At 67.9% G+C, this 25808-nt stretch carries 16 protein-coding genes, 2 tRNA genes and 1 pseudogene; 7 read left to right on the top strand and 12 right to left on the bottom strand.

The genetic code is table 11. From position 1 onward, the window contains the following. Nucleotides 1–109: 109 nt before the first annotated feature. Nucleotides 110–1864, top strand: a complete 1755-nt coding sequence (locus AWU67_RS03110) for a DUF262 domain-containing protein (protein WP_067232005.1) — start codon at nucleotides 110–112, stop codon at nucleotides 1862–1864. Nucleotides 1865–2374: 510 nt separating this feature from the next. Here the strand turns inward: AWU67_RS03110 and AWU67_RS03105 are convergent. Both AWU67_RS03105 and AWU67_RS17280 read right to left on the bottom strand, forming a co-directional pair. After that, nucleotides 2375–2932: a hypothetical protein gene (locus AWU67_RS03105; protein WP_129586616.1), complete on the bottom strand. Its 558-nt coding sequence runs from the start codon at nucleotides 2930–2932 to the stop codon at nucleotides 2375–2377. 778 nt (nucleotides 2933–3710) lie between these two features. Next, on the bottom strand, nucleotides 3711–4031 hold the full coding sequence (locus tag AWU67_RS17280; RefSeq protein ID WP_067226630.1) for a hypothetical protein: 321 nt from the start codon (nucleotides 4029–4031) through the stop codon (nucleotides 3711–3713). A 447-nt stretch (nucleotides 4032–4478) separates the two neighbouring features. Between AWU67_RS17280 and AWU67_RS03095 the strand changes: the two genes are divergently transcribed. Genes AWU67_RS03095 through AWU67_RS03085 form a run of 3 tightly spaced genes read left to right on the top strand, consistent with a single transcriptional unit; the run spans nucleotide 4479 to nucleotide 5739 of the window. Beyond that, nucleotides 4479–4793, top strand: coding sequence for a hypothetical protein (locus tag AWU67_RS03095; RefSeq protein WP_067226627.1), 315 nt, complete (start codon nucleotides 4479–4481; stop codon nucleotides 4791–4793). Between the two features lie 2 nt (nucleotides 4794–4795). Next, on the top strand, nucleotides 4796–5119 hold the full coding sequence (locus tag AWU67_RS03090) for a hypothetical protein (protein ID WP_067226623.1): 324 nt from the start codon (nucleotides 4796–4798) through the stop codon (nucleotides 5117–5119). Next, nucleotides 5116–5739, top strand: a complete 624-nt coding sequence (locus AWU67_RS03085; RefSeq protein WP_067226620.1) for a hypothetical protein — start codon at nucleotides 5116–5118, stop codon at nucleotides 5737–5739. The genes AWU67_RS03090 and AWU67_RS03085 overlap by 4 nt, the downstream gene beginning before the upstream one ends. Before the next feature lie 214 nt (nucleotides 5740–5953). On the opposite strand, the gene AWU67_RS03080 is transcribed toward AWU67_RS03085, so the two are convergent. The 3 genes and pseudogenes from AWU67_RS03080 to AWU67_RS18030 all read right to left on the bottom strand — a co-directional run. Beyond that, nucleotides 5954–6027 (bottom strand) — tRNA-Met (locus AWU67_RS03080). A 207-nt stretch (nucleotides 6028–6234) separates the two neighbouring features. Beyond that, the gene (locus tag AWU67_RS18035; RefSeq protein WP_425339196.1) at nucleotides 6235–6312 is read right to left on the bottom strand and encodes a hypothetical protein; all 78 of its coding nucleotides are present in this window, start codon (nucleotides 6310–6312) and stop codon (nucleotides 6235–6237) included. Nucleotides 6313–6385: 73 nt separating this feature from the next. Then, a pseudogene (locus AWU67_RS18030) lies at nucleotides 6386–6496 on the bottom strand (histidine phosphatase family protein); the annotation flags it as partial. A gap of 396 nt (nucleotides 6497–6892) precedes the next feature. Between AWU67_RS18030 and AWU67_RS17420 the strand changes: the two are divergent. Then, nucleotides 6893–7993 (top strand): hypothetical protein, encoded by a 1101-nt coding sequence (locus tag AWU67_RS17420; protein ID WP_162492503.1) that lies wholly within the window; start codon nucleotides 6893–6895, stop codon nucleotides 7991–7993. A gap of 115 nt (nucleotides 7994–8108) precedes the next feature. Here the strand turns inward: AWU67_RS17420 and AWU67_RS03070 are convergent. The 3 genes from AWU67_RS03070 to AWU67_RS03060 all read right to left on the bottom strand — a co-directional run bounded on the left by AWU67_RS03070 (nucleotide 8109) and on the right by AWU67_RS03060 (nucleotide 12547). After that, nucleotides 8109–8182, bottom strand: a tRNA-Met gene (locus AWU67_RS03070). Nucleotides 8183–8373: 191 nt separating this feature from the next. Next, complete coding sequence (locus AWU67_RS03065; RefSeq protein ID WP_067226614.1) at nucleotides 8374–11322, bottom strand: UPF0182 family protein; 2949 nt, start codon at nucleotides 11320–11322, stop codon at nucleotides 8374–8376. A 79-nt stretch (nucleotides 11323–11401) separates the two neighbouring features. Then, on the bottom strand, nucleotides 11402–12547 hold the full coding sequence (locus AWU67_RS03060) for a YlbL family protein (protein WP_067226611.1): 1146 nt from the start codon (nucleotides 12545–12547) through the stop codon (nucleotides 11402–11404). Nucleotides 12548–12747: 200 nt separating this feature from the next. Between AWU67_RS03060 and AWU67_RS03055 the strand changes: the two genes are divergently transcribed. Then, nucleotides 12748–14091, top strand: coding sequence for a zinc-dependent metalloprotease (locus tag AWU67_RS03055; protein ID WP_067232002.1), 1344 nt, complete (start codon nucleotides 12748–12750; stop codon nucleotides 14089–14091). Nucleotides 14092–14963: 872 nt separating this feature from the next. Here the strand turns inward: AWU67_RS03055 and AWU67_RS03050 are convergent. Together AWU67_RS03050 and nudC are read right to left on the bottom strand one after the other, a co-directional pair. After that, a complete protein-coding gene (locus tag AWU67_RS03050; protein WP_067226608.1) occupies nucleotides 14964–16706 on the bottom strand; it encodes an ATP-dependent helicase in 1743 nt (580 codons plus the stop codon). Further along, nucleotides 16703–17644: an NAD(+) diphosphatase gene (gene nudC, locus AWU67_RS03045; protein ID WP_067226605.1), complete on the bottom strand. Its 942-nt coding sequence runs from the start codon at nucleotides 17642–17644 to the stop codon at nucleotides 16703–16705. The genes AWU67_RS03050 and nudC overlap by 4 nt, the downstream gene beginning before the upstream one ends. Nucleotides 17645–17846: 202 nt before the next feature. Here nudC and AWU67_RS03040 point away from each other — a divergent pair, with 202 nt between their 5' ends. Beyond that, nucleotides 17847–18935, top strand: a complete 1089-nt coding sequence (locus tag AWU67_RS03040) for a phosphotransferase (RefSeq protein WP_234407337.1) — start codon at nucleotides 17847–17849, stop codon at nucleotides 18933–18935. A gap of 149 nt (nucleotides 18936–19084) precedes the next feature. Here AWU67_RS03040 and AWU67_RS03035 read toward each other — a convergent pair whose 3' ends face one another. Next, on the bottom strand, nucleotides 19085–22465 hold the full coding sequence (locus AWU67_RS03035; RefSeq protein ID WP_082716731.1) for an ATP-dependent DNA helicase: 3381 nt from the start codon (nucleotides 22463–22465) through the stop codon (nucleotides 19085–19087). Further along, nucleotides 22462–25737, bottom strand: coding sequence for a UrvD/REP family ATP-dependent DNA helicase (locus tag AWU67_RS03030; protein WP_067226602.1), 3276 nt, complete (start codon nucleotides 25735–25737; stop codon nucleotides 22462–22464). Before AWU67_RS03030 ends, AWU67_RS03035 begins: the two co-directional genes overlap by 4 nt. Nucleotides 25738–25808: the final 71 nt, after the last annotated feature.

The following is a 25808-nucleotide window of genomic DNA, read 5'->3' as shown; positions in this document are numbered from 1 at the left end:
CGGTCCCGGCTTTCTAAGGCAGAATGCGGGCCCCTCGTCAGAGGGTGATTCCTGAGTTGGCTGCAATGTCTACCGCATTCTGATGGCCCGCTATGGCAAGCTGCTCACCATGCCTGCTCTCGACGCTTCACCAAAGGTCATTCAGTCCATCTACGCGTGGCACAGCGAGGGGAAGCTGTTCGTGAATCGTCGCTACCAGCGAAAACTGGTCTGGACGCTGCATGAGAAACAGAAGCTGATCGAATCGATCTCGAGCCAGTATCCGGTCCCCGCGATTCTTCTCGCGGAGCGGGAGGGCGGCGGCTTCGAAATCATCGATGGCGTGCAGAGGCTCTTCGCAATTATTTCGTTTATCGAGAACGCCTACCCAGCCCTGGACGGACGACACTTCGACGTTTCACATTTTTCAACCGCGCAGCTGCGGGCCGATGAAGATAAGTTCGAGCAGACCTCCGAGCCGAACAAGTTTTCGCAGCGTGAGGTCAGCATGTTTCTGGACTACGTGATGGCGATTACCATCATGCGCGAAGCGTCTGAGGCGGAGATCGATGATGTCTTCGCTCGGATCAACACCTACGGGCACCGCCTGAGTGACCAAGAACGTCGACAGTCCGGCGTGCAGGATGATTTCTCGGCGTTGGTTCGCGAGCTGGCCACCACGCTCAGAGGCGACGTTTCGAGCGACACGCTCTTGCTCGAAGAGATGCCCACAATCAGTATTGATCTCCCAATGAGTAAGCACGGATACCACGTGCAGGCCGAAGACGTCTTCTGGGTCAGCCATGGAATTCTCCGGGCGACAGACCTTCGCGACAGCCTCGATGAGCAGTACATTGCCGACCTTGCCGCATCGATCGTTGGCGGTGCCGTGATTGAGCGCTCCAAATCTGCGTTAGACGCAATATATGACTCCACGAGCGACGAAAGTGCCCGCATCGAAGCGGCCCTTAAAGTTTATGGAAGCGAGCGATTCTCCGACGAGTTCAACTTCTGCATAGACGAAATCCGTACTTTGTGTCTGACAGGCAGCCCCAAGAAGCTCCGCGAAATACTCTTTTCGTCCCCCAACACAAATGGATTTCCTTCCGTCTTTGCCGTCGTGTTCTTTGCATTGCACGAGGTGCTCGTACAAGAACAGAACAGGATTGCCGACTATGCAGGCATGAAGGCGGCGCTTGAGGGATTGTCAGTGCACATCTCGGCGAAAGCGACGAGCTTCGAAAAGCGTCGTCGCCATATCAACCTGGTCAAGGGGCTGATAACGCCACATGTAGTCCCTGGTGAAGCGCCAAATATATACGGGAGCCAGGCGATCGCAGACATTGATGGCCTAATCCAGCGCTCGAAAGTGGAAGCAGCTCACTATGAGCTGAAGCAGGGAATCCTCACGCTGGCTCCCAGTGGGCGCGCAATCGACGAAGGAATGATCCCGAAGCTAGTCAGGACCATCTGTGGGATTGCGAACAACGGAAAGTGGAGCGGGTCGCTTCTAATCGGAGTTACAGATAAAGATGAAGACGCCGAAAAGGTCGGATCGTTAGACGGAATCTCCCCACGGAGAGTCGGCTACCGATATGTGGTTGGCGTGCAGCGCGAAGCCGTATTCCTCGGCGAATCCGCGGAAGCATATTTCGCCCGCATCAAGCATGGGATTGAACGCTCAGAGCTGACTGCGTCGTTGAAAGCGGATGTGCTCTCGGCCATTGACTACCATGACTACTTCGGCCTCGGCATTATCGTGATTTCCGTGCCACCGCAGCAGGGCCCTTCGTTCGTCGCGGGCAAAGCCTACTGGCGCAAAGGTGATCAAACGGTCGAAGCCACCCCAGAGGAGATTGTCACCATTGTGCAGCGATTCAGTTAGCCCTTTCTGCGGACACCTCAGGCTGATCTAACAGCAAATCCCACCCTGACCTTCCCCACAGTCTGCGTGCCCAAGTGGGTGTGCGGATTTGGATTTCTTTGCGGGGCTCCACCCACGCCCGGGACTGCTGTTGATCTGCCTAACTCATACGGTTGAAGACAACCGGGGAACTGAAACGCTCGAATCGAGCACACTCGGATGACTAGTCGTGGTGCGGCGCTGGAAACGACCGAAAGCAAGCAGGCCCGTTCGTACGGTGGCGCTGCTTTTGCGAACAAAAAGCATGTCCGTCGTTTGAATGGCGGTGCATGTCTGGGTCCGGGTCACCCGACAAGGCAGCCGGCCCCGACCTACTCCGGTTGCGCTGTGTCCGGTTTTGCGTAGTCCCACCAGTCCCGAGGTTGGTTGATAACGGCGCCGAGGAGAACCATTTCTGATCTCAGCCACGATCTTTGGTGGCCTCGCGTTCTGGCCGATGCTCTCTCGCTAGCGCCGTGGACGTGCACAGCGTCAGAAGATGACCCGCGTGACCCCGTTCAGAACGAGTGCCACGAGCCCAAGCAACGTGATGGTCTCTCCAATCGCACCGAAATTTCGTTTCCAGCCGACCGAATTCGGAATCCGGAAATCAGGCTGCACAGGGTTGCGCCTGAGATCCTCAACAAACCAATCGAGACCGATCGCGCCACGATGCCACTGCACAAGTCGGCTGCTGACAGCCATCGTCAACTCGACATACTCCGACTTTGTCGTGGAGAGGAACACCCGCTGCGTTTGGCCCCACACCCAATCGGCAATCACCAGCTCCCTCTTTGTGAGATCCATTGCTAAGCGCGATTGCACTAGCGCGAGTTCAATGTCTGCGTTCTTCCAATTCCGGATCATCGCCGGGATACTCTGTCGACGAACCAGATCATCGATTATGTCGATCATGCGGACGACAAGGAGTCTCCGTCGTTCTCTCCGCGAAGCGAGAAAGGTCAACACCTGGCCCGCGATGAAGACGCCAATGGCAATGACAGCGGCAACTGCGGCTGTCAGGAGAGCAACGGATTCAGATGGAGACATGGTCGTGATCGTAGTGGGCGCCGGCAATTTGGCCGGCATGGCTAGCGTCTCAAAATTGAATTGGCGGCGTTGCTCTCGGTTTCGCTAGCTCCTACCTGCGACGAAAGCGACCTAGGCCCGCTTCCCGTGCGAGTGTCACGCATGCCTAAGTGTGTCCATGACCCCCAAAGGTGCTCGGCAAAAGGCAAATTGTGGCCGCTCAGCGAAACTTCGCGAGCCGCAACCGGACGGATCGACTGACCTTGGTCGAGACTCATTCCGGCTGATCCCGCTTCCACACTTGAGTCGCACCATCCGCGTCGCGCAGAGGCGTTTGCAGGATGGCTGCAGTCAACCGTGTCCCAATGGTTGTGGGCGTGCTGGCTTGCACGGTCATCGGGGAACCGTTCAAGTGCGAACCGTTGCCGGCAGCTACGAATCGTGTGACTGTGTCGATGGGTGCCGCGGTGGCAGGGTCGAGTACTACAGCTGTGAGAACGAGGCACCGGACTTCGTCGAGTGAATCCAGATCCCGGGCTCGTCGGGGCTGACGGCGACGACCTCACCCCCGGCGTAGTTGCCGTCGGTCGGGGCGCACATGAGGCGTTCGTCGGCAGACTGCTGCGTTGTCTCGCCCAGAATGTGCTCCAAGTTTCGTGGGGCCGGCTCCCGCTGAAATGGTGGACGATCGGGCAGCGATGTGGCGACGCTTCAGCGCGAGCAGCCACCGATCTGAGGAATTAGACCGGATAGTCGTTGATACGGTCGACGGTTCCTCGAACAGTCGACGCGGTCTCGGCTAGAGGGGAAAGTCCTCCTCGACGTTTGCGCCGAGGAGCCGGGTGAGCGCGATTGCCCGAGATCTATGGAGGGTGCCGTTCTGCATTTGCCGGAGTTGGCGCCCGAACCAGCGGGCCAGGGCGAACTCGTGCGGGTCATCCTGGTTGAGGCGCGGCAGTTTTCCTGTTCGAACTCGGTGAAGCTTGCACTCGTGGAGGCGCATCTGCCAGGCAGCCTCATGTGGGTCCCACCGGAATACCGGTGAGAGGTCGAGGCGGATCTGTTGGTACCGGCAGAGGGAGTCACTGAAGCGGCGTTGGTAGCGGGCCCACTCGGCCATGCGGCGTTCGTCTGGCGGGAGGTGGCTGCGATCGCGGGTGTTCTCGCGCGGCGCTCTGCCGCCTTCGCGCCCGTGGTGTTCGTAGCGGTGCAGACTGCGCGCCCAATTCAGCGGCGCCGCGGGAAGTCGTTGCCGGGCTCGGCATAGACGCCGGCGACGATGCCGTCGGCCTGTTCGTAGTGCCGGGACGATTCATCTGAATCTGCCACCTGCCAGAGCGCGGCGGCGTGGGCGTGGAGCTGTGCGGGGTCTTCCGCTGCATGTGTTCTGCCTGTTCTCGGCGCGGGTGCGCCGTCGCATGCATCTATGCGCGGAAAAGCGAGGTGGCAGCAGGAAAAGGGGATCTTTGTCTTAACGTCGGCGGTTTGGCGGCCGGGGACTCTCTAGCGTTGTTTGCGACCGGTTGCGCCGAACGCGCAACCGGGGTGCGGCGGAGGGCGCAGGCCTATGACGGACACCGATGCCCTGTACGGCGATGAGGGCGGCTGCTGGATCGTGACGACGAGCAGCTCGACGTACCGGCTCGACCTCGACGCGATGGTCGTCACTCGCATCCCGGGTGAGTTCGCGTCGCGCTCGGTCAACGATGTGACACGACCACTGCTGCAGATCCTGTCCTGTGCGGTGGGCGAACCCGGACATTGGCAGATGCAGCCTGCCGGCTCCGAAGCTGCCATGCTGGACTATTTCTGGCAGCGGTCGACTGTGGTCCGCAGCATCGACCGGGCACCCGCCGGCGACCCACCCGAGCACGAGGTGTGAGCATGCCCGCCGCCGGGGATCCGCTGCGCGAGTTGACCGATGACATGGCCGGCCGCTACCTCGTCACCACGACGTCGGGCAGCCGGTACTGGCTGGACCTGGACGAGCGCAGCCTGTGCCGGATCGCCCGCACCGACGATGACGAGACGTTGACGCTGCTCCGCGACGGCGAAAAGGTCGACCTGATCGACGTCGAACGGTGCGAGGTTGCGCAGCCGATGGTCGTGCTGGTCGATCTGCACGTGGAGAACGTGTGGTGCACCACCCGGGAGAGCACCCCGGTGGTCAGCATCATCGCCCTGTCCCCGCGAGCGGTGTTGCAGTGAACGCTGCAGCCGCGGAGCCGTACCGGTACCGGCCGACGCTTGCCTTGCCGTACTGGGATGAGATCGGCGGGTTCATCGAGGACGCCGTCACGGACGCCTCCGCCATCACCGGGAGGGAGCCGCACATCTTGTTCCCGGCGACGACCGCGTTCGTGTTGTGGGCGTGGCAGGCCCGCGGCACACCGCTGGAGCGCACCCGCATCTTCCGCGCCAGCGTGGTTGAAGAGTTCGTGCACCTCGGCGTGGGCCGCTACCTGCGCGGCAGCAGAGCCACACACCGTGCCACCCTCACACTGATGGTCCGGGCACTGAACCCGGCCGACAGCCTGACGAAACAACGCCCGATCCCCCGGTCGGTACCCACCCAGCCCTACAGTGCCGCTGAGATCGCGGCCCTCCACAGCTGGGCGCTCGGCCAGAACACATCCCGCCGCCGCTACGACGCGCTCACCCTGCTCGCCCTCGGACTCGGCGCCGGCCCCGCCACCCGGGAGATCCTCGAACTGCGCGTCTCCAGCCTGGATATCCGGGGTGACCAGCCGGTCGTCATCGTGTGGGAGTCCCGGCCTCGCGCCGTCGGACGAGACCGGCGGACCTCCCCCGCGCAGCTAACCGCATAGTCGGCACCCGACACCGCCCGCGAGGGCACACACCCAGGCTCACCGATCTCTTCGGCGAGCCCGAAAGTCGCTAACGGGGATGCAGAGTCGGTGCCCAGCGGCCCAGAACTGCGCCGAGGCCGGCACCGGCGACGAAAAGGACCCAGAAACACAGAATCGCCCTCGAGTTTCCTCGAGGGCGATTCTGTGCTGCAGTTCCGAGAACTGCCTTTCGTTGCGGGGACAGGATTTGAACCTGCGACCTCTGGGTTATGAGCCCAGCGAGCTACCGAGCTGCTCCACCCCGCGCTACAAGATCAATACTACCTGACGTTTTGGGCGCACAAGTCCACTGGCTGTTGATCCGCGCCGCCCGCCCGCTTTGTCTGGCGCCTGCAGCGAACCTCGCGGCCAACTCGAGCGCCGCATCGTGGGAGGGCAGTTCCAACACAGTGAAGCCGCCGTTGAGCTCTGACGTCTAGGGCAAGGTGCCCTCTGACGCCGTCGCTATCCTTCTCAGGCGCGTGTGACGCGTCGGCGCACAACAGAGGCCACTCCGCCGAGAAGCACAAGCAGGGCACCGGCCGCCAGCATGCCACTGACGTCGGAGCCGGTCGCCGCGAGCAAGGGCCTCTCCCCTGGGCATGCGCGGGACGTCCGTCCGCCCGGTGTGCTTTCCGTCCTTCGACCACTCCGTCTCGCCGTGGCGCACGAGGATCAGCTTCCCGGTCAGGTTGTCCGGAGCGGGACGGTTGGGCAGCGGATCGACTATGGACATACGGCAACAGCAATATCGCGGATCGGCGAAGAATGCGACGGATCCATCAGTCATGAAGCTGGTCGCAATCAAGCAAATGGATACTCTGTGCCGAGTCTGAATATGCAGTGATGCTGATCGAAACACCACTCTCTTCAGCGGTCGACGTCTCACGGCTCCGAGCGGCGGCTTGTGCTTCGTCGTGTGGTCTCCAGTCTCGCACGACTTGAGAAAGACGGTCTCCGTATCCGACTCGGGTCCAATCGGTCGGAGACTGCCGTCGTTGCGTCCTCAACGCAGTTGTTCCGACCCATCCCTCCCGATCTGATCCTCGGGCCTGCCGCGCTTGACACGTGGTCCTTTCTGGGGGTGGTTGACGTCTAGCCGCCTGAATCCGCGAGTGTCAGGATCGATCCCATGGGTCAGGATTCATCCGCAAGATCATCTGCAGTGAGGAATGGCCTGTTCGACCGACTTCCGAAGCGGGCCAAAGTCGGTGCCATCGCCGCCGTCGCGGTCATCGTGTTCGGCGCTGTCACCATCCCGGTTGCCGCGACCGCCGTCGACCAGCACAACCGGCAGCTCGCCCACGAACTCGCCGAAAAGAATGCGGCCGCCGAGAAGAAAGCAGCCGCTGAAGCCGCGGAGGTTCTCAAGGACGCGAAGGACGTCGCCGCCGGGTTCAATGCCGGCTTCGACGGATTCACGATCTCGCTCGCCACAGCGGTGAGCGCGGATGCAGCGGCAGCGTTCGAAGACGCCCGAGTCAAGCTCGCCGATGCGATCACGAACGGCGGGGTCGACGAGGTGTCCGCTGCAATGGATGCCGTCGCCGACGCCCTCGATGCGCTTGTCAGCAACGCCAAGGAGCAGGCTGACGCGCTCATCGAGGCCAGCCCGATCGCTGACGTGGCTTCCACGGACGCTCTCCTCAAAGCGGTCGCCAACCTCAAGGGTGCCGACGACGTCAAGGCTGCATTCACTCAATTGAAGGCCGCCTCGGACGCTGTCATCGCATCTCAGGCTGCCGGCCAGGCTGCGGCTGACGCTGCGGCTGCGGCTGCGGCTGCGGCTGCGGCTGCGGCTGCGGCTGCGGCTGCCGCCGAACAGGACGCAAGCGGCTCGACGGGCGGCGAAGACTCGCCCAGTGGCGGCTCCAGCCCGGAAGTTCCGTCCAACGGCGGTGCTTCGGGTGGGTACGACCCCGCAATCATCTCGATGTGGCCAGCGGAGCCGTTCGAATACTGCGGTGAGAACCCGGAGGGCCAGGTCATCGTGCTCGACTTTCACTGGGGAGCCCGCGAGGGTAACACCGTCGACATCTTCTATGCGCTGACAGACACCGACGCCCAAGCGACCGGCGGCTTCTCGACGGCTGCGTCGAGCCAGGGATCCTCGGGGTCGGTGGGGATCCCGCGAACGTGCCCCGTAGGGTCAGGAACTCTCCAGTACCTAACCATCAAGCTTGTTGCGAGCAACGCGAACGGGTCGGCAACCGCGTATTACTGGGGACTCTGAAGCACGGGCGGGCTCGTCGACGCAAAAGGCCCGGAAACACAGAAGGCCCGGAAACACAGAAGGCCCGGAAACACAGAAGGCCCGGAACCTTTTGGTTCCGGGCCTTCTGCTTCTGTTGCGGGGACAGGATTTGAACCTGCGACCTCTGGGTTATGAGCCCAGCGAGCTACCGAGCTGCTCCACCCCGCGTCACAAGAATTAGATTACCAGACGCCTCAGTAGGCGTCGAATCGAGGGCCGTTCTCGTGCGTTCTCGGGCGCGCCGCGCGGCTGCTCCCCCGGCGCGGGCGGCGGGCGGATGCCGGCGAAAAGCGGGCACGAAAAAGCGCATACCTCCCGGAGCGTGAACTCCGGGAGGGATGCGCCTGTCGTGCGGGGTACTACTGGCCGAGCACCAGCATCAGCGCGGAGAGCGTGTCAGCCAGCTTCTTGTCGGCTGCGCCGTAGGCGGCCCAGTCGCCGTCGGCCATCGCCTTCTGCTTGTCCTGCAGCGCCTGCTTGGCGACCTCGAGCAGCGCCTTGGCCTGCTCGTCGGCCGTTCCGCTGTTCGGCGGGGTGGTGGTCGGCGGCGTGGTCGGCTCCGTCGTGGGCGGCGTGGTGCCACCGTCGGTGGGAGTCGGCGTCGGCGTCGGGGTCACGGTGACTCCCCCGCCCGGCGTTCCGCCGTCGCCGGCCTGGGCGCCGGAGTCGCCGCCGAACAGCACGTTCAGCGCCTCGTCGAGCGTGTTCTCGAAAGCGATCTGGTTGCCGAAGCCGACCAGCACCTTCTGCAGCAGCGGGAAGCTCGTGCCACCGGTCGACTGCACGTAGACCGGCTGCACGTAGAGCAGGCCGCCACCGACGGGCAACGTCAAGAGATTGCCGTTGCGCACCTTGGACTGGCCCTGTTTGAGCAGGTTGAGCACCTGCGAAACGGCCGGGTCGGAGTCGAAGGAGTTCTGCACCTGGCCGGGGCCGGGGATGCGGTCATTCGGCAGCGTCAGCAGGCGGAGCTTGCCATAACTGTCGGCCCTGACGCCGTTCTTCGCCCCGGCATCCGCGTCGACCGCCAGGTAGCCGGTCAGCACGTCGCGGGTGCTGTCGCCCTTCTGGTCAGGGATGAAGGTGGAGTACAGCGAGAACGCCGGCGAGCTCTGACCCGGCATCTGCATGGTCAGGTAGTACGGCGGCTGGAGCGTCTTGTTGTCCGCGGGGAGCGTCGGCTCCTTCGGCGTGGTCCAGGCGTCATCGCTCGAGTAGAACGAGCCGGCATCCGTCACGTGGTACTGGCCCAGGATGGCGCGCTGCAGCTTGAACATGTCAGCCGGGTACCGCACGTGGCTCATCAGCTCGCCGGAGACGTCGCTGAGCGGCTTGACCGTGCTCGGGAAGATCTTCTGCCAGGTGGCCAGCAGCGGGTCCTGGGTGTCCCACGCGTAGAGCGTGACCTTGCCGTCGTAGGCGTCGACAGTGGCCTTCACCGAGTTGCGCACGTAGTTCACGTCGTCGAGCGCGAAGCTCTGCGCCGACGTCTGCGCGTCGTTGATGGCCTTGCTCCAGCTGGTCTTCGTCGAGTACGGGTAGTCCGCGCTCGTCGTGTAGCCGTCGACGATCCAGACGATCTTGCCATCGATGACCGACGGGTACGGGTCGGAGTCGAGCGTGAGATACGGCGCAACCTTCTGCACGCGCTCCAGCGGGCTGCGGTCGTAGAGGATCTGCGAAGAGTTCGTGACCGAGTCGGAGAGGAAGATCTGCTCGCTCTGGAACTTCAGCGCGAAGACGAGCTTCTTGAAGATGTTGTCGAGCTTGGGCCCGCCGTCACCGGAGAAGCTGGTGTAGGTCTGCTCGCCGCCATCGCCGCCGGCCGGGTAGTCCAGCTCGACCGGCTTGGCGCCCTTGGGCGCGCCGACGATTGAGTAGGCGGGCGAATCCTCACCGAAGTACACGCGCGGCTCGAAGGCGCCGAGCGCTCCGGTGCTGGGGATGCCCGACTCGAGGAACACGGGCTGGCCGTCGGCGGAACGCTGGTTGCCGTAGGCGGCAACCATGCCGTAGCCGTGGGTGTAGACGAGGGTGCGGTTGACCCAGTCGGGGGCGTCGCTCAGACCGCTGAGGCGCAGGTCGCGCACAGCAACCACGGCGTCCTGGGACTTGCCGTCGATGTTGTAGCGGTCGACGTCAAGGTGGTCGGGGAACTGGTAGTACTGGCGGAACTGCTCGAGCTGCTCGAACGAGTCGCTGACGATCGCAGGGTCGAGGATGCGGATGTTCGCGGTGGTCTCGGCATCCGCGCGCAGAGCGCCGGGCTCGGCCTCGGTCGTCGCGTTGTACGGGATCTCCTCGACACCGGCGACACCATAGGCATCTCGCGTCATGTCGATGTTGTGCTGGATGAACGGGGCCTCGAGGGTCTTCGCGCTCGGTGCAACCTGGAAGCGCTGCACGACCCACGGGTAGAGCGAGCCGATCAGCAGGCTGGTGATGATGAGCAGCACGGTGCCGATGATCGGCAGGCGCCAGCGGCCCATGATGGCGGTGACGAGGAACAGGATCGCGACGACGGCCGCGATGCCGGCGAGGATCGCTCGGCCGGGGATGGTCGCGTTGACGTCGGTGTACCCGGCGCCGGCCATGAGGTACGTGCTGCTGCCGGTAAGGGTCGTGTACTGGTCGAGCCACAGGCTGGCGGCCTGCAACAGCAGGTACAGCGAGGCCATCACGGCGATCTGCACGCGGGCGGCCTTGGAGATGATGACCTCGCGGCCGCTCACCCGGATCGCACCGTAGAGGTACGCGGTGGCGGCGGAGAGGATGAGGGCGATCAGCAGCACGGCGGAAGCGAAGCCGAGCACCGAGTGCAGGAAGGGAAGATCGAACATGTAGAACGAGACGTCCAGACCGAACTGCGGGTCCTTCGTGCCGCTCGGGGTGCGGTTCAGCCACATCAGGGTGGTCTCCCAGCGGGAGGCCGCCGAGACACCGGCGAACAGACCGAGAAGCGCGGGCACGCCGTACATGGCGAGGCGGCGCAGCGGCTCGATCACCTGCTGATAACGGTCCAGCTGCGCATTGAGCTTCGCGTAGACCGGGCGAGAGCGGTAGGCGATCTGGATGGCGCCCCAGACGGGCAGCGCCATGGCCAGGAAGCCGATCACGAACAAGACACCGCTGGCCACCCACTGGGTGGTCAGAACGTTCAGGTAGCCGAGCTGGTCGTACCAGAGAACGTCGGCGTACAGGCTGGCGAAGGCGAAGAAGGCCATCACGAGCCCCGCCACGACGGCGATGGTGATGGCTAGCGGCGCTCTATTCGGGCGGGCGGGTGCGTCAGCTGCAGGGGAAGTCACGGGGCCTCAATGCTCGGTGTGCGTGTTTCGATGTGCCGAGACCCGGGTACTTAGAGCCTCTGGTGGTGCTGGGTCCATCCTATGGAGCCGAAGCTGGGAGTGTGCAGGAGGGCAGCTTCGAGGTGTCCCCACCGTCACTGACGGTTTCGATCGCAGTCAGCGCCTGATCGAGGGTTTCGACGGAGAACACGGTGAGGCCGTCCGGGATGTGCCCGACAACCTCGCCGCAGTTCGACTCCGGCGCCAGGAACCACTTCGAGCCGGCATCCAACGCGCCGAACATCTTCTGACGGATGCCGCCGATGGGCCCGACGGTTCCGGTGTCGTCGATGGTGCCGGTGCCGGCCCAGTCGGTGCCGGCGGTCAGCGGTCCCGGCGTGAGCTTGTCGATGATGCCCAACGCGAACATCATGCCAGCGCTCGGGCCGCCGACGTTGTCGAGCTGGATCTGCACGTCGATCGGGAACGTGTAGTTGGTGGCGATGGCGACGCCGAGCACGACGGCGTCGCCGCTCATGGTCGGGGTGACCTCGACGGTCTGCGTCTGCCCCGCCCGGATGATCTCGAGGGTTGCGGGCTTCTCCGTGCCGTTGGCCTTGACCGCGGCACGCAGATCGGTGAGGTCGCTGGACGTGTCACCGTTGACGGAGACGATCACGTCGCCGGGTTCGAGCACGCCCTCGGCGGGCGAGTTCGTCGTCAACGCATTGACCTCCAGCGTGCGCCCGACGTCATAGCCGAGGTTCAGCAGCGCCGCGGCGATGGCATCCTGCTGCGAATTGACCATGGCGGCCTGGTTGGCCTGGTCGCGTTCGGTGGTGGTGACGTTCGGCGGGAAGACGAGGTCGATCGGCAGCACGGCCTTCTGCGGGCTTGCCCAGGCCCCCAGCACCTCGAACCAGTTCGGCCGGGACTCCGGGTTGCCGACGACGGAGACGGTGAGGAGGTTCAGCTCGCCCTCGGTCGGGTAGGTCGGCTCATCCGGGATCGAGATGAGCGGGCGCTCGACGCCGTCGTGCTCGGCAGTGCCGAGGGTGTCGAAGACGGGCCCTGGCTGCTCGATCACATAGGGAGCCGGAACCAGGCCGAGCACGAGGCCGCTCACCACGGCGACCCCGAGGAAGTACCAGCCCTTGCGCACGCGGCGCTCCTCGCGGCTGCGCGGTTGGCGTGACAGGGAACCGTCGGCATCGCTGCCCGGTTGGCCTTCGCTGAACAATGCCACGGGCGTCCCTTCTCACTCCCCGGTGTTCGCGACAGGCGGACAGCGGAGCACCCCAGCCTAGGGTATTTCCCAACGAAGCCGCAGGATCTCGCACTAGCGTAGAAGCACGCGACTGAGAGGTGGCTGAAGTGGCCGACAACGCCCAGCCCGGTGACAATCTGGACCCCGACGACAACACGCCTGACGATGACCTGCAGCGGATGCTGCGCGACATCCTCTCCGGCAATTTCCCTGCCGACGGCGCCTCCTTCGACCCTGCACAGTTGGCGGGCGCGGCCGGGCTGCCGAACGACCCCGCCAGCATCGCCGCGCTGATGAACCAGCTGCGCGGCGCCATGAGCAATGCCGGAGACGGCATCAACTGGGATCTGGCCCTGCGCCGGGCCGAGGAGAAGGCCGCAGCAGGCCAGGAGCAGGTCACGCCGGAGCAGCGCGCACAGTTCGACCAGGCATTCAACATCGCCGCGCTCTGGCTCGACGAGGTCATCGCGATCAGCGAGATCACCGTGGTTCCGTCGCTGATCACCCGCCGGCAGTGGGTCACCCAGTCCATGCCGGTGTGGACCCAGCTCGCGGAGCCCGTCGCCACCAGCATCGCCGACACCTTGACCGGCGCGCTCGGCGAACAGCTGCCGGAAGAGATGCGCGGCATGCTCGCCCAGGCCATGCCGATGATGCGCTCGCTCAGCGGCACGCTGTTCGCCATGCAGCTGGGTGAGGTCGTCGGCGAGCTGGCCACCGAGGTCATCTCCGGCGGAGACATCGGCATCCCGCTGCTCCCCGAGCAGCACTCCGCCCTCCTGCCGCAGAACGTGACGGCCTTCGGCGAAGACCTTGACGTGGGCATCGACCAGGTGCAGATCTACCTCGCCGTGCGCGAGCTCGCCCACGCCCGCCTGTTCCGGCACGCCCGCTGGCTGCGCCTGCACCTGATCAGCGCGATCCGTTCCTTCGCTCAGGGCATCAGCGTGGACGCCGGCCGACTCGAAGAACTGGCATCCGGCTTCGACCCGTCCAACCCGGAGGAGCTGCGCCAGGCCATGGTGGACGGCTCGCTGATCCCGCCGAAGAGCGAGGCCCAGCAGGCCGCGCTCGCCCAGCTGGAGACGATGCTGGCCCTCATCGAGGGCTGGGTCAACGTCGTCACCGCCGAGGCGACCAGCCGACTGCCCGGCAGCGTCGCGATCGCCGAGATGGTGCGCCGTCGCCGCGCGGCGGGTGGGCCGGCCGAGTCGGCCTTCGCCACGCTGGTCGGCCTCGAACTGCGCCCCCGGCGCCAGCGTGAGGCGGCCGCCATGTGGCAGGCCGTGACGGATGCCGTTGGCAACGACGCGCGCGACGCCCTGTGGGCGCACCCCGACATCCTGCCGACATCCGCCGATCTGGACGACCCGGCGAGCCTCGTGGCACGCCTGGTTGCGAAGGCATCCGGTGTCGAGCCGGAGCTGGACGAGGTGGACCAGGCGCTGGAGGCTTTGCTGCGCGGGGACGGCCCGGACCGGCCGCTGGACCCGAACGACCCACCCGCCGCCCCCCCGGCCTAACTCCCCTCCCGCTGGGGCCTGTGGATAACTTCCGACGGCCCCTGCGGGAATGAGGCAGGCTGTCGGCATGACCCTGCGACTGGATCCCGGCGTGCCCGTGGTGTGGCGTTCGCCCCACTCGCTGCAATTCGGCGTGGATCAGCCGAAGCTGGTGCTGGATGCAGTGGACGCCCTCGACGAGGTGCTGGTCGCGGCGCTCCGCCGCGGCACCCCAGAAGACGAGTTGCTCGGCATGGCCGCACGCGCCGGCGGAGACGCCGCCGCGCTGCAGGAGCGGTTGCAGCGACTGGAGCCGGTGCTGCTGCACGACCCGGCCGCTGCCCGGCCGACGCCGCCGCGAGTGCTCATCGACGGCGACGGGCCAGGCGCCCAGCTGCTGTTGGATGAGCTGCGAGGGGCCGGCGTGCCGGCCTCCAGCGCGCCGAGTTCAACGGTGCCAGCTGCAACCGGGCACATTTCTGCGGCGCCAACCGCTCGCGCGCCAGGCGGTGAGCCGGAACTGGTCGTGCTGATCGCCCACTATGCGCTGCCTCCCCGCCGCTACGGGCACTGGTTGCGCGCCGACGTTGCACACCTGCCGATCGTGTATGGCGACAGCGGCGTACGGGTCGGCCCGCTCGTGGTTCCGGGCGAGGGCCCCTGCCTGTTCTGCCTGGATCTGGAGCACACCGACGCGGATGCCTCCTGGCCGGCCGTGGCCAGCCAGCTCGTGCACCGGCGCGCCCCCGGCGAGACGGAGCAGACCGGCCGGCTCGCCGCGACGGTGGCCTGTGGTCTGATCCGCGGCTGCTCGACGGGCGAAGCCGGCTCCCCCCTCGCCGCCCCTGCGCCGTGGACGAGTGCATCCCTGCACCTCGGCCTCGACGGCTGGATCAGCTCCGCGCGGCACTCCCCGCACCCGGAGTGCGGCTGCCGGGGGCTGCCGGGCGCTCCATCTCAGCGAGGAACCGGGAGCGGTCCCGCGGAGCGCGCGCCCCGGCGCCCGTCTCCGCCCAGCTCAGCGCGAGTCGCTGCCGTGCCCGGGTGACACCGACGTAGAGCAGTCGGCGTTCCTCGTCGATCTGATCCGGGGTGTTCGCGTAGTTGATCGGCACCAGGCCCTCGCTGGCCCCGATGATGTACACGTTGTCCCACTCCAGGCCCTTCGCCGAGTGCAACGTGGCCAGGGTGACGGCGGCCACGGTCGGCTCGTGCTGGCTCGCCTGGCGTTCCATCAGCTCGTCGGTGAAGGCGCGGAAGGTGGTGCCGGGTGCCGCCTGGTCGACGAGTCCCATCAGCGCGTTCAACGACTCCCAGCGCTCCCGCACAGCCCCGCGCGTCTCCGGCGGGCTCTGGCTCCAGCCGAGCCCGCGCAGCACGTCGCTCACCGATTTGAACAGCGGCTCCCCCGAGATCGAGACCGACGCGGCGCGCAGCGACATCACCGCCTGCTTCACCTCCGGCAGTTCGAAGAAGCGCTTGGAGCCGCGGATCTGGTAGCTCACGCCGGCCTCGGCGAGCGCGGTCTCGAGCGCGGCCGCCTGCACGTTGATGCGGTACAGCACGGCCACCTCCTCCGGGCGGGCCCCGGCCGCGATCAGCTCGACGATCTTCTGCGCGACCCCGCGCGCCTCTGCCATGTCGCTCGGGTGGGCGGTGACGGTGATCGGGGCCTTCACGGCCGGCTCGCTCGCCGCCGCGGCGTGCAGCATGAGGGCTCCCGGACGGCCGCGCATCAGGCGGTTGGCGGCGTCGATGATGGTCTGCGTCGAGCGATAGTTCTGCTCGAGGCGCACCACCGTGGCATCCGGATGCCGGCTGGGGAATTCGAGCAAGTACTCGGCGCGCGCGCCAGCGAAGGAGTAGATCGTCTGGCTGGCGTCACCGACCACGCAGAGCTCGCGCCGGTCACCCACCCACAGGTTCAACAGCTGGTGCTGCAGCGGCGAGACGTCCTGATATTCGTCGACGACGAAGAATCGGTACTGCTCGCGCACCTGCATCGCAACGGACGGCTCCTGCTCGATCATGCCGGCCATGGTCAGCAGCACGTCCTCGAAGTCGATCTGGTGCCGTTCGTCCTTCAGCTTCTCGTAGCCGTGCTGAAGATCAACGGCCTGCTCGGCGGTGAGCCGGCCGGGCAGTCCGCGGGCCTCCAGCGAGGAACCGTAGGCGGCGAAGCTCAGCCCGGAGACCTTGCGCCACTCGATCTCGCCGGCGACGTCGCGCAGCGTTGCCGTGTCCAGTTTCAGCTTGAGCCGTTCGGCGACGTGGCCGAGCAGGCGCGCCTTGCCGTCCAGCAGGCTCGGCGTCTGGCCGCCGACGACCTGCGGCCAGAAGAAGTTCAGCTGCGAGAGCGCCGCGGAGTGGAACGTGCGCGCCGCGACGCCGCCGGCGCCGAGCTCGCGCAGCCGGCCGCGCAGCTCGGCGGCGGCGCGGGTGGTGAAGGTAAGCGCCATCACCCGGCTGGGCGTGTATGCCCCGGTGGCCACGCCGTAGGCGATGCGATGCGTGATCGCCCGGGTCTTGCCTGTGCCGGCGCCAGCGAGCATGCAGACCGGGCCTATGAGCGCCTCGGCGGCAACGCGTTGCTGCTCGTCGAGGCCCGCGAGCAGGGCGTCTGCTGAGGGGATCATCGAGAAGCCGGCTCCGGATTCTCCAGCCAGTCGCGGATGATCGCGCCGGCGATGGACAGCGGGCCGGGCAACAGGATGTCGTCGCCGGCCGCCTCGAGCTCGGCGCGGCTGAACCAGCGCAGCTCAAGGATCTCCTCGCCATCCGGTGTGGTGTCGTGCGGGGCCTGCCCGGACGCGAGGGTCGCGGAGAAGCCCAGCATCAGCGAGGCGGGGAACGGCCAGGGCTGCGAGCCGAGGTAGCGAGGATCGGCGATGCGCAGACCGGACTCCTCCAACACCTCGCGCAGCACGGCGTGCTCCAGCGACTCCCCCGGCTCGACGAACCCGGCCAGCAGCGAGAAGCGGTTCTGCTCCCAGAGCGCATTGGAGCCGAGCAAGATCCGGTCGTCGGCGTCGGTGATGCGCACGATCACGGCGGCGTCGGTGCGCGGGAACACCTCGCTGTTCTCGGCTGGGCACCGCCGCACCCAACCGGCTTTCTCGACCACGGTGGCGGTGCCGCAGCGCGGGCAGAAACGGTGGGAGTCGTGCCAGTGCGCCACCGAAACGGCCTCGGTGAACAGGGCGCTCTCGAGCGCGTCCAGCTCCGGGGCGAGGGCGCGCAGTCCTGCCCAGCGCAGCCGCTCCGGCTGCAGCGCCTCGGCCTGTTCCGGGGTGAGCAGGGCCGCCAGCAGCGGGCGGACGGCCGCGCCATCGGCTACGACCTCGCGCCCGAGGTACAACCAGTTGGCGGCATCCGGAACCTCGTCGGGGGCCAGCCAGGCCAGCGCGGGCGGCGCGCCGTCAACCTGCATGGCGCGCAAGGCCGTGCCTGCACTCAGTGCCATCACCCGGGTGTCGGCGTCTTCGCGCAGCCGCTGTACCAGGCCGGGCTCTGCCCGGGCCGTCGCATCGCGCTCGAGCCGGTAGCGGGCGAGCGGAAGCGCGTCAGTGAGCACGGGTGACCCTTTCGGAACGGTTTGCTGCGCAGCCTCCCGGGGCGTGGCGGATAGGCGAGCAGGCTGTTTTCGACCTAACCTTGAAGGCATGGCCAGATCCCCTCTCACTTTAGCCGCGTTGGCCACCTCAGCCGTGCCGGAGCTCGACGTGGTCGCCACGCGCACACACAGCCGACAGCTGAACGGTGATTACGATGCGGCAGTGTTGAGCATCCGCGACGGCAATGAGCTGATCGTGCGGGTTCCGCGCAACCAGGCGGCCGAGACCGAGCAGTCCGCCGACCTCGTCGCCCTGCGCGCGTTGAGCACCGGCGTGCGCAGCCGGCTGCCGTTCCACGTCGCCGATTTCGTCGGCCAGGCGCCCGTCGGCTCCACCCGCGCCGTCGTCTACCAGTTCTTGGACGGCACCCCGGCCGAGCCGGCGATGCTGGAGTACAGCGCCGATCTGGCTCACTCCGTCGGGCGTTCCATCGCCGCCGTGCACTCGCTGCCGACCGCATTCATCGGCGACGCCGGGCTGCCGCAGCAGAGCGCCGACGAATCCCGCTCCGCCGCCGCCTCGCTGATCGCGCGCGCCGCGGACACCGGCCGACTGCCTGCTGCGCTGCTGCGCCGCTGGGAGCAGGCAACGGATGACGCCGCGCTCTGGCAATTCGCCCCCTCCGTCATCAACGGCAAACTCGCCGCCGACTCATTCCTGGTAGACGACCACGGCGTCACGGCGGTACTGGGCTGGTCGGAGCTGAGCGTTGGTGATGCGGCCCGCGACCTGCACTGGGTGCTCGCGGCCCCCGGCGAGGCCGGCGAGACGACGCTGGCGGCGTACACCGCCGCCCGCAGCGGCGGCATCGACCGGCTGCTGACGCAGCGCGCACTGCTCTACGCCGAGCTGGAGCTCGCCCGCTGGCTGCTGCACGGCGTCGCGAACCGCAGCGACGACATCATCGCGGATGCCGTGCAGATGCTCGACGCTTTGGTCGAAGGCGTGCACAGCCACAGCATGAGCCCGCTGACCCAGCACACGGGCCCGGTTCTCGCCGTCGACGATGTCGAGCAGCTGCTGGCCCAGACACCCCGATCTGCCGGTTCGGACGCTCCGAGGGAGACCCCGGGTGCGCTGCACACCGACAGCTACGACCTCTCGTCGTTCGAGCTGGAGGGCGAGCTCGACAGCGAGCAGGTGCGGAACTCCGACGCACAGGCATCTGCCGTGCAGGCGGCCGCGGCGCGCACCTCCGTGCTCGCCACGGACGACCTCGACACCGGCCCGATCGAGCTGCCCGGGCGCTAGGCGCAGCCGGGATCGCCCGTGCCGCGGGCGTCGGGGATTTCGACAGGCTCAATCAGCGGGAGACGGGCAGCCGCTCCCGGCAGGGAAGGCGCGCCGCGGGCGCGTCGGGGATTTCGACAGGCTCAATCAGCGGGTGAGCGGCGGCGGGGCTACGCGGTGACGCCCGCCCAGAGCTCGAGCAGCTCGTGCTCACCGGCGAGATGCTCCGGCGCGATCACGACGTCGTCGGCGACGAAGTAGAAAACAGCGTCGATCTGCTCTACCGGTACTCCCTTCCAGCGTGAGTAGGCCAGCCGGTAGAGCGCAAGCTGGGTCTGCTTGAGCGCCAGGTCGGCCGCGTTTTTCGGCGCCTTGCCGGTCTTCCAGTCGACGATCTGGTACCCCTGCGCCGTGCGGTAGACGGCGTCGAGTTTGCAGATGAACACCTGGGCGTCCAGCACCAGGTGGATCTCGACCTCGACGTCCTCCGGGGCGAGCCCGGCCCACGGCGACGCCTCGAAGGTGGCGCGCAGCCGGGCGAACTGCTCGGCCTCCGTTCCCTCCAACTCGCTGCCCACCAGCTCGGACTCGAAAAGAGAGTCCCCGGCAGCATCGTCGCCGAAGCTGTCCAGGTCGATGCCCTCCAGCTCGAACAGCCCGGCGTCGAGGGTGTCCCCGCTCGGAACCGCGCTGGAGCGCTGCTCCACCCAGCTGTGGAACAGCGTGCCGAGCCGGGTCGCCCGGTAGGGCCGCTGCGGCATGGGGCGGCGCAGCTGCTCGGCGACGGCCGCCGGGTCGGCGATGAAGTCCTTGAAACGGGAGGCCGGGATGCGCGTCGGCAGCGCGAGCGCCGCCCGCCCCTGCATCCTTCGACGTCGTTCCTCGAGCAGGGCGTCGATCTCGGCGCGCAGCCGCTCAGGGATCGGCGCACCGGACCCACTGTCGACCGCCGTCTGAGTGAGTGCAGCGGCGTTCAGCACGGCCTGGCCGCGCACGCCGAGCGGGTGCAGCGGCCACTCGGGCGGCACGCTGTGCTCGGAGCGGGGGTTCTCTGCCTCCTCCGGCGAGCCCGGCAGCAGCTCCGGGTCGATCAGCCCGGCGACGGCGAGCTCGCGCAGGAACATGCTCGGCCCGCGCGCGCCCTTCTGGCCCCACCACCAAGATCCGCTCAGCAGCAACTCACTCTTGGTGCGGGTCACGGCGACGTAGGCCAGTCGGCGCTGCTCCGCGGCGAAGTGGGCGGCGTTCTGCTCCTTGAAGTCGGTGACGGACTCATCGAACTGGGTCTGGTCGTGCACACCGCGCCAGGCCAGCTCGGGCAGCTCGGCCGCATCACCCTTGAACTCGAACGGCAGCTCGGCGAACGCCAGCCAGCCCAGGGTGCTGCGCGGTTTGCCCGGCATCTCGTCGACGACCATGCGCGGCACGGCGACGACGTCCCATTCCAGCCCCTTCGAGCCGTGGATGGTGAGGATCTGCACGGTGCCGGGCTCCGGCTCCTCCTGCCGTGGGGCGAGCCGGTCACGCTGCTCCGCCTCCTCCAGCCAGCCGAGGAAGGCGCCGAGCGAGCTGTGCTCGCTGGCGGCGAGGAAGCCGCTGACCAGTTCGTCGAACGCCTCCAAGCTGGCGCCACCGAGCGGGCGGATGCCGTTGGCAGCGACCTCGATGTCGAGCAGCAGCTCCTGCTGCACCAGGGTGACGAGGTCGAGCAGTTCCAGCCCGGCCCGCCGGCGCAGCCCGATCAACTGGTCGCCGGCCTCCTTCAGCCGTGCCAGCCCGACCTCGCTGAAGCCGCGCACTAGGCCGTGGCCCTCGCGGGCGGTGACCAGGAAGTCGAGGGCATCCACGATCGAGCGGCCCTCGTCGTCGGCGACGCTGCCCCGCAGGCGGGCGCGCACCTCGTCGCTGAGCTTGGCCAGGCTGTGGTCGCGCTGGGCGAGCTCCCCGGCCAGTTTGCCGAGCGCGTGCAGGTCTTTCGGTCCGATGTTCCAGCGCGCCCCGGCGAGCACGCGCAGCAGCTCCGACCCGCGGCTGGGGTCATGCAGAACCCGCAGGGCCGAGACGAGGTCGACGATGACGGGCTGGTCCAGCAGCCCGGCCAGGCCGAGCACGTGGAACGGCACGCCGCGCTCGCGCAGCGCCTCGGTGAACACGCTGATCTTGCCGAGGCTGCGGCAGAGCATCGCCGCGGAGCGCTTTGTGCCGTCGGCCTTGCCCGTGCCCTGGCCCAGCCGCTGGGCGAACCACTCCGCGACCGCGGCTGCCTCGTCTTCGACGGTCTCGGTGAAGCTGACGTCGAGCAGTCCGTCGGAGGCGAAGCTGGGCGCAGTGAGCGGGCTCTTCGGTGGGGTGTCCCCCGGCTGCGCCTCGCCCTCCTGAATCGTGAACGGTCGCACGATCTCGTTCGCCGCGGCCAGCACCGCGCGCGGGTTGCGCCAGCTGATGGACAGTTCGAAGCGCTCCGCCTCTGCGGCGTCGTCTCCTGACCCGCGGAAGTCGCGCGAGAAACGGGCCAGGTTGGCGGCGCTGGCGCCGCGCCATCCGTAGATCGACTGGTCGGGGTCGCCGACGGCCATCACGCCGTGCCCGCCGAAGAGGGCGGCAAGCAGCCGGGTCTGCACCACGCTGGTGTCTTGGTACTCGTCGAGCAGCACGGCCTTGTACCGCTCGCGGTAGCCGGCGGTGACGGCCGGGTTGCGCTCACACACCTCGAGGGCGAGGGCGACCTGGTCGGAGAACTCGACGAAGCCGCGGCGGCGCTTCTCGGCCTGGAAGCGCTCGGCCAGGTCGAGCAGGGGCGGCAGCCCACCGACCGCCTCCAGCGCGCTCGTGAAGCTCGCGTGCGGGGTCTTCTTGCGCCCCGTTCCGCCGATCGGCAGGTCGGCCATGTCGGTGAAGTCGCGCACCATCGCGTGCACGTCGCGCACGTCGACGACGTTCTCGGCGAGCGACCGGCTCAGGGTGAGCACGCCGCCGGTGACGGCGTCGAGCCGTTTGTCGATCTCGACCAGCCGTGGGTCGGCGGTGTCGCTGACCACCTGCCGTGCCAGCTGCCAGGCGGAGGCCTCGCCGAGCACGACCGCATCCGGTTCCCGGCCGATCAGCATCGCGTTCTCGCGGTAGATCGCGCTGGCGAAGGAGTTGTAGGTCGACACGGATGCCGTCTCGAAGATGTCGATCTTCACGTCGGCGATGCCGGCCTGCACGAGCTGCTCCACCCGTTCCCGGATGCGCACGGCCAGTTCGCCGGCTGCCTTGCGGGTGAAGGTGAGGCCGAGCACCTCTGGCACCGCGGCGTGGCCGTTGGCGAGCAGCCAGACGACTCGGTTGGCCATGGTCTCAGTCTTGCCGCTGCCCGCGCCGGCGACGACGATGGCCTGGCCGCCCGGCGGCGCCTCGATCACCGCGATCTGCTCGGGCGTGGGCGGCGGCAGCTCCAGCGCCAGCGCCAGCGCGGCGGCACCGATCCCGGCCCCAGCCGCGCGGAGGCTCGTGTCGACCGCTGTCTCGACCGGGTTCTCGACCGGGTTCTCGACCGTGGTCTCGCTCATGCGGACACCGCCGGCACCAGGTGGATGCGGTACTCCCAGCGGGCCAGCGGGTCGTTGAAGTCCAGCTGCGTCGGCCCGGTGAAACGTGCCCCGGAGATGGAGCGGGACACCGCGACCAGTCGCTGCCGGAATGCCTCGAGTGCCTGCTCGTCCATCGGTTGCTGGGTCCTCTCGCTGTAACTCTTGCCGCGCACACCGGATGCCACGAAGACGAGCTTCGCGCCGCCGATCGCGGCCTCGCCGCCCTCATCGGACCCGACGGGGATCGCCCCGCTGGCCATGCCGAGCTGGTAGGCGGCCAGCTGCGGGTGGTCCGCCATGCCGGATTGCGTCGGCATCCGCGACCCTGTCTTCAGGTCGACGATCACGGTCGTGCCGTCGGCGGAGCGCTCGACCCGGTCGACGCTGCCGTGCAGGCTGACGTGCTCGAAGTCCACGGTGAACCGGCCCTCGGCTTGCAGCAAGGTCTTGCCGTCGTCGGCGAAGTCACCGAGGTACTCGCTCAGGCCGCCGAGCAGCCGTTCCGCGCCCCGCTTCTCGCGCTCCGCCAGCCAGGGCGCGTCGAAGCGCAGCTGTTTCCAGCGTTCCGCTGCCTCGGCCCAGAGCCCCTCGACACTGAGGTCGGCATCCGGCCGGGTGCTCGCCGTCTCCATCACGGCGTGCACGATCGTGCCGATGGAGGCAGCGAGGCCGCCGGGGCTGGCGGCGACGGTGTCGACGAACCAGGCCAGCGCCGACTTCTCTGCCTTCTCGATCTGCGAGGGCGACACGGCCACGACGGCGTCATCCTCGGTCAGGTCTACCAGTGGTTCCAGCGTGGAGGGCTCGCGCATGCCGTACCAGCTCTCCGGGTGCGCGCCCGGCACCTCTTCGCTGGCCAGCAGGGCGAGGGCGGATGCCAGAGCTGGCGTTCCCCGTTCGACGAGTTCCCGGCGCAGGCTGCCGACCAGCCCGCGCAGGTGCAGCGGGCGGCCGCGGTGCAGGGGTGTCAGGTCGGGGATGAAGCCCATGAACGTGCTCGGCTGCTCGTCGTCGTTGCTGGTGCAGCTGAGCACGAGTTGGCGGTGCGCGCGGGAGGCGGCGAGCGCGAACATGCGCAGCTCGTCGCTGCGTACGGCGGCCCGCTCGTCGGTGGCGCCGGCCGCCGCCGGTTCGGCCCCGAGGCTTGCGAGCTCCTCGACCAGCTCAGGGTGCAGCAGAGAGCCGCGCGGTTTGAGGTTCGGCCAGACGCCCTCCTGCAGGCCGGCCAGCACGACGACGTCGAAGTCCTGCCCGACCACGCCGGGCGGGGTGCAGATCAGCACGGCGTCGCCCTCGCTCTGCGGCGCGAGGGAGTCCTCCGGCAGGTCACTGGCCAGCACGTCGGCGATGAACTGGCCGGGCGGCAGCTCCGGCGTGCGTTCGACGAAGCGCTGTGCGGCGGCGAACAGGGCGACGGCCCCGTCGAGGGCGCGATTGGCCTCGTCGGCAAGCACGCCGGTGCCCTTGGCCTGCTTGCCCCACTCCGTACCGAGCCCAGCGCCCTGCCAGAGCTGCCAGAGCACCTCCTCGATCGACCCGCCAGCAGCGGCGACGCGGGTGGCCTCGGCCAGGTTCGCCGCGGCGCGGCCGGCCCGCGCGGCCGGGCCGGAATCGATCGTGGCGAAACCACCGGGCACGCGCATGGCCTCGACCAGCAGCTCGTCGCTGGTGCGGCTGCCGTCGCCGGCCAGCTCCTCCTGGCGAAGGCTCAGCCGCAGCCGGCGCAGCGCGATGGCGTCGAGCCGGCCGAGCGGGCCGGTCAGCAGCTGCACGGCGGCCGGGGCGGTCAGCTCGCTGGCCCCGACGGCGAGGCTGGCGGCGGCCAGCAGCTGGGCGGCGGCCGGGTCGTCGCGGAGCGCCCGCCTGGCCGTGGCGGCGCGGGTGGGCACATCGCTGAGCGAGAGCCCGCGCTCCAGCCCGGCGATGTCGGCACCGGAGCGCACGACAACCGCCATGCGCGACCAGGGCATGCCGCGCAGCAGGTGGTGCTCGCGCAGCAACCGGGCCAGTTCACCGCACTCCGCGCCGTGCGAGCTCGCCTCGATGCGGACGAGGGCGCGGTAGCCGGCACGGCCCGCACCCGCCCCGCTCGCTGGGTCTGTCTCGGTCTCGGGGTCTGTGTCCCTGTCCGTCGCCGCGCCCGCTCCCCCGGCACCGGGGTCTGAATGCGCGGAATCAGCCAGTTCGGCGCGCCGCTGCACCCCGGCCAGCGCCGTGCCGATGTGGTCGACGACGACGCCGACCAGCGCCCGCAGCTCCGGGCGCCCCCGGTAGACGGTGGAGAGCACCAGCCGCTCAGACGTTGTGACGCCGAGCGCTTCCCCCAGCCGGCCGAGCACCTCTGAGCGGGCTCCGCGGAACGCTGTGCTGGCGACATCCGGGTCACCGAAGGCGACGATGGCGACACCGCGGGCGGCGAAGGCGCGCAGCAGAGCGATCGTGGAGGCCGTGGCGTCCTGCGCGTCGTCGACGGCGATCAGGCGCACCCCCGCCAACGGTCCGAGGGTGAGCGTCCCGGCGGCGCCGGCCTCTGCGCGCGCCACGTAGACGGCGGCCTCGGTCGAGAGTTCCGCCGAGTCGTACTGGCCGGGCCGGGCCTGCTCCTTGTTGTCTGCGTAACCGTCGAGGAACTCGGCGGCCGCCACCCACTCCGGGTGGTCGTGGGCGCGGCCGAGCTCGGCCAGCCGCGGCATCGACACCCCGTACTCGGCGCAGCGCATGCTCAGCTCGCGCAGCTCGGTGCGGAATCCGCGCATCTGGCGCACCTCCTCGCCGAGCGGGTGCGGCCAGTCCGGGCCGGCCTGGTCGATGATGTCACCGAGCAGCAGCTCGCTCATGATGGCGTCTTGCTCGCCGCCGGTGAGCAGGGTGACGGGGCGGTCGGATGCCGCCCGCACCACCTGGAACGCGACAGAGTTCGCCGTGCGGGCGATCGGGCCGGCGCTCGGCACGCCCAGGCGCACCGCCAGGCGGTCGCGCAGCCGCGTCGCCGCGAGCCGATTGGGGGCTAAGACCAGCACCTGTTCAGGGGCGAGGCCCTGGTTCAGCACCCGGTCGGCGACCAGCTCGACCAGGGTGAGCGTCTTGCCGCTGCCCGGCGCTCCGAGCACCGCAGCGGTCGCCCCGACGGGCAGTTGCAGCACGGCGCGCTGGGACTCATCGAGCACGTCGGCGCCGATCGGGTGCCCTGCGCTGGTGCGTGCAGCGAATGCACGCGCGACAGCCGTCGTTTTCTGCTCTGTTCTGGCCACCTCTCAACGCTAGCGCGCCGCGCCGACACGGCCAGGCGCCGGCGCCGCGCTGCCGTCGTTGCGCCAACAGT

Origin of the sequence: Microterricola viridarii, assembly GCF_001542775.1 — a bacterium.
Classification (GTDB): Bacteria; Actinomycetota; Actinomycetes; order Actinomycetales; family Microbacteriaceae; genus Microterricola; species Microterricola viridarii_A.
The sequence above is the reverse complement of the archived record's forward strand: the minus strand, read 5'-3'. Positions and strand labels throughout refer to the sequence as shown.

What these genes read in the sequence shown, in the direction of transcription:
- AWU67_RS03110 (WP_067232005.1), top strand. Translation starts at nt 110, where the DNA reads ATGCCTGCTCTCGACGCTTCACCAAAGGTCATTCAGTCCATCTACGCG.
- AWU67_RS03105 (WP_129586616.1), bottom strand. Translation starts at nt 2,932, where the DNA reads ATGTCTCCATCTGAATCCGTTGCTCTCCTGACAGCCGCAGTTGCCGCT.
- AWU67_RS17280 (WP_067226630.1), bottom strand. Translation starts at nt 4,031, where the DNA reads ATGGCCGAGTGGGCCCGCTACCAACGCCGCTTCAGTGACTCCCTCTGC.
- AWU67_RS03095 (WP_067226627.1), top strand. Translation starts at nt 4,479, where the DNA reads ATGACGGACACCGATGCCCTGTACGGCGATGAGGGCGGCTGCTGGATC.
- AWU67_RS03090 (WP_067226623.1), top strand. Translation starts at nt 4,796, where the DNA reads ATGCCCGCCGCCGGGGATCCGCTGCGCGAGTTGACCGATGACATGGCC.
- AWU67_RS18035 (WP_425339196.1), bottom strand. Translation starts at nt 6,312, where the DNA reads ATGCTGGCGGCCGGTGCCCTGCTTGTGCTTCTCGGCGGAGTGGCCTCT.
- AWU67_RS17420 (WP_162492503.1), top strand. Translation starts at nt 6,893, where the DNA reads ATGGGTCAGGATTCATCCGCAAGATCATCTGCAGTGAGGAATGGCCTG.
- AWU67_RS03055 (WP_067232002.1), top strand. Translation starts at nt 12,748, where the DNA reads ATGCTGCGCGACATCCTCTCCGGCAATTTCCCTGCCGACGGCGCCTCC.
- AWU67_RS03050 (WP_067226608.1), bottom strand. Translation starts at nt 16,706, where the DNA reads ATGATCCCCTCAGCAGACGCCCTGCTCGCGGGCCTCGACGAGCAGCAA.
- AWU67_RS03035 (WP_082716731.1), bottom strand. Translation starts at nt 22,465, where the DNA reads ATGAGCGAGACCACGGTCGAGAACCCGGTCGAGAACCCGGTCGAGACA.